The organism is Microbacterium sp. CPCC 204701, assembly GCF_004010105.1.
Taxonomy (GTDB): Bacteria; Actinomycetota; Actinomycetes; order Actinomycetales; family Microbacteriaceae; genus Microbacterium.
Map to the genome: position 1 here is coordinate 1 of NZ_RRYE01000306.1, position 3661 is coordinate 3661.

General features: G+C 70.9%; 5 protein-coding genes. 4 read left to right on the top strand and 1 reads right to left on the bottom strand.

Annotated elements, in window-relative coordinates:
* The coding region (locus EIO58_RS14385; protein WP_205789295.1) for a MaoC/PaaZ C-terminal domain-containing protein at nucleotides 1-694 on the top strand (694 nt) is incomplete at its 5' end.
* Nucleotides 695-858: 164 nt separating this feature from the next.
* Here the strand turns inward: EIO58_RS14385 and EIO58_RS14390 are convergent.
* Complete coding sequence (locus tag EIO58_RS14390; RefSeq protein WP_127820108.1) at nucleotides 859-1491, bottom strand: TetR/AcrR family transcriptional regulator; 633 nt, start codon at nucleotides 1489-1491, stop codon at nucleotides 859-861.
* 53 nt (nucleotides 1492-1544) lie between these two features.
* On the opposite strand from EIO58_RS14390, the gene paaA reads away from it, so the two are divergent.
* From paaA to paaC, 3 genes are all read left to right on the top strand, one after another.
* Nucleotides 1545-2552 carry a 1,2-phenylacetyl-CoA epoxidase subunit PaaA gene (gene paaA / locus EIO58_RS14395; protein ID WP_127820109.1) on the top strand — a complete coding sequence of 336 codons (1008 nt, stop codon included), beginning with the start codon at nucleotides 1545-1547 and terminating at the stop codon, nucleotides 2550-2552.
* Nucleotides 2549-2878: a 1,2-phenylacetyl-CoA epoxidase subunit PaaB gene (paaB, locus tag EIO58_RS14400; protein WP_127820110.1), complete on the top strand. Its 330-nt coding sequence runs from the start codon at nucleotides 2549-2551 to the stop codon at nucleotides 2876-2878. The genes paaA and paaB overlap by 4 nt, the downstream gene beginning before the upstream one ends.
* A 94-nt stretch (nucleotides 2879-2972) precedes the next feature.
* Nucleotides 2973-3661 (top strand): 1,2-phenylacetyl-CoA epoxidase subunit PaaC (gene paaC, locus EIO58_RS14405; RefSeq protein WP_205789297.1); only part of this gene is annotated, 689 nt, incomplete at its 3' end.

The window sequence follows — 3661 nt, forward strand, 5'->3', positions numbered from 1 at the left end:
CGGCATCTCGCCGTGGCACGGGCGCGTGCTCGTGCTCGACGGCTCGGTCGCGCGATCGTCGACCGGGCACGGGTCGCCGATGCCGCACCTCGTGCACGGCGGACCGGGGCGCGCAGGCGGCGGCGAGGAGCTCGGCGGCATCCGCTCGGTGCTGCACTACATGCGCCGCACCGCGCTCCAGGGGTCGCCCGACGTGCTCACCGGACTGACCGGGCAGTGGCGTGCGGGGGCGGCCGCTGATGACGGCATCCACCCGTTCCGCAAGCCCCTCGCGTCGCTGCGGGTGGGCGACCGAGTCGTGTCGGACCCGCGGCCCGTGGCGCTCGGCGACATCGAGCACTTCGCCGAGTTCACGGGCGATCGCTTCTATGCGCACATGGACGAGGAGGCCGCTGCGGCGAATCCCTTCTTCCCGGGTCGCGTGGCTCACGGCTACCTGCTGCTGTCGTGGGCGGCAGGCCTCTTCGTCGACCCCGATCCGGGCCCGGTGCTCGCGAACTACGGCCTCGAGAACCTGCGGTTCCTGACCCCGGTGTCGCCCGGCGACGAGGTGCGCGTGACCCTCACCGCGAAGCAGATCAGCCCGCGCGAGAGCGAGGAGTACGGCGAGGTGCGCTGGGACGCCGTGCTTGTGAATCAGCGCGACGAGGTCGTCGCCACCTACGACGTGCTGACCCTGGTGGCGAAGGAGTAGCCGAACCTTCGGTTTCCCGGTGGGGGACCCCGGTTCTCCGGGTGCGGGTGCGAAAAACCAGTCGGCGACGGCGGCGCGCGGGTGGCGGGTGCCTCGGCACGGCGAGTCGGGTGAGGAACTGGTGCTTTCGCGAAAGCGAGAACGTGGGAACGCGGGAACGTGGGTCAGCGGGCGCGGAGGCCGTCAAGAGCGACCGAGACGGTCGCGTCGGCGAGGGCTTCGGCATCCAGTGGCCCGCCGGGGCGGTACCACTCGACGATGGAGTTGATCATGCCGAACAGCAGCCGCGACGTCGTGCCCGAGTCGAGGTCGGCGCGAAGAGATCCCTCGGCGTGGGCCGCGTCGACGAGCTCCGACACGCGGTGGTCGAACTCGCGGCGGCGGCGGATGGCATCGCGCTCGACGTCGGTGTTGCCGCGCACGCGCAGCAGCAGCGTGACGTACGGGAGCTCTCCGACGAGCACGCGCACCGCACCGCGAAGCACGTACTCCAGCCGATCTGCGGCCGTGCCCGGAACGGCGGCGGATGCCTCGACCACGGCCTCGAGCCCGTCCAGGGCGCGATCGAGTGCACGCCGCAGCAGTTCTTCCTTGCCGCTGACGTGGTAGTACAGGGCGGATTTGCTGGTGCCCAGACGCTCGGCGAGGACGCTGATGGCGGTTGCCTCGTACCCGCGTTCATTGAACGTCGCGACGGCGATGTCGAGCACGGTGTCGAGGTCGTACGGCGCGCGGTCGATGCGGCCGTTCCCCTTGCGGAACGTCGTGGCTGCGGCGTGCGCCGTGTTGCCGCTCATGGAACGCAAGAGTAGCATTACTGAACGACCGGTAAGTAGCGCGAGGAGGCGCCATGAGCACCGCGATCATCGCCCGCGACGTCGACGCGGACGGGCAGGCGCGCTTCGACGAGATCATCGCGGCCGACGACAAGATCGAGCCCGCTGATTGGATGCCCGAGGCCTACCGCCGCACGCTGGTGCGGCAGATCTCGCAGCACGCGCACTCCGAGATCATCGGCATGCAGCCCGAGGGCAACTGGATCACGCGCGCTCCGAGTCTCAAGCGCAAGGCGATCCTGATGGCGAAGGTGCAGGACGAGGCGGGGCACGGGCTGTACCTCTACTCGGCCGCGCAGACACTCGGCACATCCCGTGAGGAGATGTACGACCAGCTGCTCACCGGCAGAGCCAAGTACTCGTCGATCTTCAACTACCTGACGCCGACGTGGGCCGACATGGGCTCCATCGGCTGGCTCGTCGACGGCGCCGCGATCTGCAACCAGGTGCCGCTGTGCCGCGCGTCGTACGGCCCGTACGCGCGCGCGATGATCCGCATCTGCAAGGAGGAGTCGTTCCACCAGCGCCAGGGCTTCGAGATCCTCCTCGCCCTCATGAACGGCACCGAGGCGCAGTGCGAGATGGCGCAGGAGTCGGTCAACCGCTGGTACGCGCCGGCGCTCATGATGTTCGGACCGCCCGATGACGCCTCGCCCAACTCGGCCCAGTCGATGGCGTGGAACATCAAGCGCTTCTCGAACGACGAGCTGCGTCAGCGCTTCGTCGACATGATCGTGCCGCAGGCCGAGATCCTCGGCGTGACGCTCCCCGACCCCGACCTGCGGTGGAACGAGGAGCGCGGCCACTGGGACTACGGCGAGCTCGACTGGGACGAGTTCCGCGCCGTGCTCGCCGGTCGCGGTCAGGCCAACAGCATCCGCATCGCCAAGCGCCGCCGCGCTCACGAGGACGGCGCGTGGGTGCGCGAGGCCGCCCGCGCGTACGCCGAACGGTCGTCGAGCGAGCGAGGCGAGACGAGACGCACCGAGTCTCGCCTGTCGGTTGAGGGGGTGGCGTCATGACCGGCCCCGGTGCTTCGGCGAGCTCAGCAACGGACGGCGGGCGGCGCGAGACGTGGCCGCTGTGGGAGGTGTTCGTACGCTCGTCACGAGGCCTGTCGCACGTGCACGCGGGATCGCTCCACGCGCCCGACGCGCAGCTCGCCCTCCACAACGCGCGCGACCTCTACACCCGCCGCGGCGAAGGCGTGTCGATCTGGGTCGTGCCCTCGGCCGCGATCGCGGCATCCGACCCCGACGCGCGCGGCGCGTTCTTCGAGTCGCCGCAGGGCAAGGACTACCGCTACCCGACCGCGTACACGGCCTCGGCCGACGTGCCGCACCTGTGAGGCCCCGATGATCGACCGCCTCTCACTTCGGCAGAAGACGGCCCCCACGGCCCCTCCACCCGCCGCTGGCGCGTCGGGCGGAGCCTCTGGCCGCGTGGCCCCAGCCGCTGCCGAGGCATCCGTCGCCACCGCAGCCGTGCCGACCGACGCTGTCGCGCGCTACGCGCTCGGGCTCGGCGACGACGCGCTCATGCTCGCGCAACGGCTGGGGGAGTGGATCTCCAACGCCCCCGAGCTCGAGGAGGACGTCGCCCTCGGCAACATCGGACTCGACCTGCTCGGCCACGCGCGGGCACTGCTGACGTACGCCGGCTCGGCGTGGGGCAGGAACGAGGACGACCTCGCGTACTTCCGTGACGAGCCGGAGTTCCGCAGCCGGTGGCTGTTCGAGCTGCCCAACGGTGCGGGAGGGCTCGACTTCGCGTTCACGATCCTGCGGCAGCTGGTCGCCTCGCTGTACTTCGGAGCGCTGTACCGGCGGCTCGCCGCGTCGACAGACCCGCAGCTCGCGGCGATCGCAGCCAAGGCCGTCAAAGAGGTGGCCTACCACGCCGAGCATGCGACCCTGTGGACGCTGCGCCTCGGCCTCGGCACCGACGAGTCGCACCGCCGCATGACCGGCGCCCTCGCCGACCTGTGGCCGTTCGTCGGCGAGCTGTTCGACGCCGACCCGGCCGCCGATGCGCTCGCCGCGGACGGCGTCGCCGTCGCGCCCGAGACCCTGCGAGACGAGGTGCTCGCGGCAGTCGAGGCGGTGCTCGAGGACGCCGGGCTCGCGGTGCC

Bases quoted from the DNA above. Each gene is read 5' to 3' on its own strand.
- paaA (WP_127820109.1), top strand. From the start codon at position 1,545: ATGAGCACCGCGATCATCGCCCGCGACGTCGACGCGGACGGGCAGGCG.
- EIO58_RS14390 (WP_127820108.1), bottom strand. From the start codon at position 1,491: ATGAGCGGCAACACGGCGCACGCCGCAGCCACGACGTTCCGCAAGGGG.
- paaB (WP_127820110.1), top strand. From the start codon at position 2,549: ATGACCGGCCCCGGTGCTTCGGCGAGCTCAGCAACGGACGGCGGGCGG.